The sequence below is a fragment of the Ancylomarina sp. genome (assembly GCF_041555295.1).
Classification (GTDB): Bacteria; Bacteroidota; Bacteroidia; order Bacteroidales; family Marinifilaceae; genus Ancylomarina.
In genome coordinates this window covers 1-3921 of sequence record NZ_JBFFKR010000293.1, presented here as the reverse complement: position 1 = coordinate 3921, position 3921 = coordinate 1, and the positions used below count along the sequence as shown (strand labels likewise).

The following is a 3921-nucleotide window of genomic DNA, read 5'->3' as shown; positions in this document are numbered from 1 at the left end:
TGTTCCGACTCATGCAAGCACTCCGGATGCTCCCTACAAACAGGAAAAAAAGAACCCAGAAAACGATCCGATAGCGATTCGTTTAAACAGTGACGAAACCTATGTTATCGGTTTATGCGATAAAGTATTATCTCTAAAAGCTGATCGTCATAAGAGATTTGATTTCCTTATGGGTGATCTGCACAAAGACGGGAAAACCAAAACCATGCTTCCTGTTGATGCTTATTATGAAGAATTGCAATTGGTTGTAGAATACAAAGAAATACAGAACTTCAGGCCTGTAGCAAGTCGCGAAAAAGACGAGGAAGACGAGGAGGAAACAAAGACTTCGACAAGAGAAGAGTTAAGACGATTATACGATGAACGAAGAGTTAAAGTGCTACCAAAGAATGGGATTTCTATGGTCGTCATTTCTTATTCTGATTTTGTGTACAACGATAAAAATAAGATTATCCGTATGGAAGAAAACGATTTGGAGGTCGTACAAAAAGCATTAAAAGATTTTCGCAAGTAAAGGAAACAAGACCAAGAATTAATAAGCTTGACAGAACTGAATCATCAGAACTGTCAAGCTTTTTTTTGTTTTAATAGAAGGTAGCATTTCCAGATTTGACGAAGCCTGAGCCTGCTTCCCTTAAATAAATTCGGGATGACTATATGAAAGCTGTATATGTCAGGGGATGACTAAGTATTTACACCTTGTCTTTGCGATGGAACCCAATCGACTGAAGCAATCTCACATTAATAGAACAGCTCTTAATACAAGCACAGCGCATTTATTATGAGATTGCCACGTTCTCATACTTCGTCCTCGCAAAGACAGTTATTATTTGCCAAGCTCCTGCAGATATCTTATCTGCAGGTTTTAGTTGAGGATCTGCGATCCTATTTTCTGTAAAGCAAGCCGATTAGAAATCGCCAACTCCTAATACTCCAGATTATTCGCAAACTCACTAACATGTTAGCAAATATGGAGTAGATTATCCAGTCAATAATTTCCCTTTTTTAATTCCCCTCTTGAGAGGGGACCAAGGGGAGTGTTCTTTTTCCCCTAAGTAGATGCTTTCTATTTTATGTGCAATACCCAACTTTCCCTTACAAAACATATTGTTTGTTACCTGCTTTTCATAAATTTGGTGGGCTTTATTTTGAGACTGACAGCGGAATTTAGATCGGTGAAATTTAAGCCGCTATAAACCCGCTTGATGACAATTAAATCGGGATATCATAATAAGATATTAGAGAAACAACAACAATCGTGTTGATACAAACTAGTTAGGTATAATTTTAAAAAAAATGATGGAGAGATATAATACATTTTCAGGTAGATTTTGGGCTGGATTTATTGACGGGCTAATATTATTACCAATCGGTTTCCTTGATTATTACTTTTTAACCCCAGATCGTAACATTGGTTTAGTACTCATATGGATTCTAATTAGCTATTCATCTTTTTTTCTTTATTCAATCTATTTTCATTGGAAAACTGGACAAACGATAGGTAAAAAGGCAATGAATGTAAAGGTTATTGATGTTTCTGAAAGAAAGGGACTAACACTAAAACAAGCTTTCTTAAGGGATAGCATTTATATAGTTTTACAGGTGATTGGAATGATATTGATATTCATCAATATACTAAGAATTGGTTCATATACAGAATCTGGAATGGAACCTTACAATACTTATTTAATCTATTTGTCATTAATATGGTTTCTGGTAGAAATTATTACAATGTTCACAAATGAAAAAAGAAGAGCTTTTCACGATATGATAGCCGACACGGTTGTAATTAATACCAAAGAATAAAACTGTGACAAAAAACAAACAGATAAGTGTGTATTCTGTATCAAACGAGCCGAAAAGATAATAGTGTAATTGAACAGAGAGTTGGAATTGATTTAGGTTTAGGGGTGAATTATTTTTCTGGCAAAAATGATGATTATACCAAAGTAGCTCTTGATCTTGGAATCGTTTATGAGTTAAGGGAAAAGGTTTTGTTTGGTATTGATTTCTCTTTCTCACCAAAAGAAAAGCATGAAGATACTGGAGGAGATGGTAGTAGAAGTACTCATGTTGAATGGGATAGTCAAGCGATATGCATTGAGGCTTATGTCGGATACAAAGCATTTAATAGAACATCATTTTTAGCTGGATTAGGGACATGTTTTTCTAGTGAATATGAAGTAATGAAAGGATATTCGAATTTGACATCATACAAAAGAAATTGTCAGACGTATTTAAGTCCAATACTAGGTGTAATGTATGAATTACCAATGGCATACAGTGGTCAGTGGTATTTGAAATATGACACGGCTATTGGAGGATACAATAGACATTCTTTGAGTGTTGGGCTGAAGTTTTGATAAATATCTTTAGGATATAGAATAATGATGAAATTAGAAAAAGAAATTAAAACGACACCACAACAAAAGCTAAATTATCATGGGCGGTGTCGAGCACATTGAAAGTTTGGTTCAAATAAAAAACACCCCACTCAGCGCATTCAACCTGAGTGGGGTGTTTTCTTGTTATAGGTTAGGATTCAATTAAATCATCGGCTGTGTTTTGTGATGATTTGGGTTTGGGTAAGCTGTATTTAGCCAAGTGAGCCGCATCATCGTTATAGATAATTTGGGCCATATCGCTAAGGGGTTTCACCAGCTTGTACACCTCGTTCAGTAGCATAACACGCTCCTGTGTGATGACTCCACGCTCTTTCTTGAATTTTTCATGCTCTATGTTTGCCGCTTTCAGGTTTTGAGCGTCAACAAATAGCTTATCGATAAGCGTTTCCTGGCAGCCTTGGGCTACAAGCTCAGCCATTTGGGCGGAGGCTCTGCAAATCGGGCGAGCGTTCAGCGAACTCGGGCGAGCATTCAGCGAACTCGGGCGGGCATTCAGCGAATATGGGCGAGCAATGCGCGAACTCGGGCGGGCAATTTCCGAAAAGGGCGAATGTTCCGATTTTTGGGCGAAGCATGCGCGAAATGTTTGAGACCTGTTTCTGCTTCGTTTGTCCTTTGCCCGATCCCATTGGCGCCCTTTACAGCTAGTTTGACCTTTTTCCCTTTTTAGAGCAGATGTTCCTTTTTCGCGAAGGTTCATTCTAATCTTGCGGCCCCTTGTTCTCAATTTTTTATATCTGCTCTTCAAGCGATGAAACCTGATCTGTATTAAAATTAAGTGAAATTTAATTTTTATTTGCTTGTCAAATCTGTCAAGTTTCACAAACTGATTGGAGTATGGCTTAAATAGGCTTCGTTTTGTGCTGTCTAATCTGATTTCTTATCTGAGAGGAAAATGGCTTTTTAGGGAATTTATGTGTGCAGTTGGTAGGGGTGCCGGTGGCAATAATGGAAATGATGATTAAGTTTAAATCATATGGAAACGAGGAGCCCGTTTTTGAAATGAATTAGATAATTTTGGCATCAATATGATGAGATGCACGATCGTTTGTTTCTTTTGAATCAAGCCAAAAAAAAATGGGATATATAATATTGGATATTATTATTTGATTACTAAGATTAAAAAAGATCAGCAGCGCATTAATATGAAGAACTTTTATTATGAATAAGATACCACCAGTTTGTGTAGATTTGTAATCTGCCGTTTAGATATCGTTTAAAGAAAACTAGAAATGAAACGTCCTTGTATGAAACTTTTTAAACACAGGGTGGTGATTTTCATGGTAAGTTCCATATGGCAAAAATATAAGATAAAAAACATATGAAAATACTACATACATCCGATTGGCATTTGGGGCATCGTCTTCACGAACAATCGCAATACGAAGAGCAATCGCAGTTTTTAGACTGGTTAGAGACCTACATTAAAACCGAGGAAGTGTCGGTTTTGTTGGTATCGGGCGATGTGTTCGATTCGGGTGTACCCTCGACTCAGAGTCAGAAAATGTACTACGAT

5 protein-coding genes are annotated in these 3921 nt (G+C 37.0%); 4 read left to right on the top strand and 1 reads right to left on the bottom strand.

The genetic code is table 11. The features are described 5' to 3' along the window. The 3 genes from ABY905_RS14825 to ABY905_RS14815 form a co-directional block, all read left to right on the top strand. The coding region (locus ABY905_RS14825; protein ID WP_372645249.1) for a hypothetical protein at positions 1–514 on the top strand (514 nt) is incomplete at its 5' end. Between the two features lie 782 nt (positions 515–1296). Beyond that, positions 1297–1806, top strand: a complete 510-nt coding sequence (locus ABY905_RS14820) for an RDD family protein (RefSeq protein ID WP_372645247.1) — start codon at positions 1297–1299, stop codon at positions 1804–1806. 26 nt (positions 1807–1832) lie between these two features. Then, positions 1833–2363 (top strand): hypothetical protein, encoded by a 531-nt coding sequence (locus tag ABY905_RS14815; protein ID WP_372645245.1) that lies wholly within the window; start codon positions 1833–1835, stop codon positions 2361–2363. A gap of 172 nt (positions 2364–2535) precedes the next feature. Here the strand turns inward: ABY905_RS14815 and ABY905_RS14810 are convergent, their stop codons facing one another. Then, entirely contained in the window at positions 2536–2823 is a 288-nt protein-coding gene (locus tag ABY905_RS14810; protein ID WP_372645244.1) for a hypothetical protein, read from the bottom strand. A 903-nt stretch (positions 2824–3726) separates the two neighbouring features. Between ABY905_RS14810 and sbcD the strand changes: the two genes are divergently transcribed. Continuing rightward, the coding region (gene sbcD / locus ABY905_RS14805; protein WP_372645242.1) for an exonuclease subunit SbcD at positions 3727–3921 on the top strand (195 nt) is incomplete at its 3' end.

Bases quoted from the DNA above. Each gene is read 5' to 3' on its own strand.
- ABY905_RS14820 (WP_372645247.1), top strand. From the start codon at position 1,297: ATGATGGAGAGATATAATACATTTTCAGGTAGATTTTGGGCTGGATTT.
- ABY905_RS14810 (WP_372645244.1), bottom strand. From the start codon at position 2,823: ATGGCTGAGCTTGTAGCCCAAGGCTGCCAGGAAACGCTTATCGATAAG.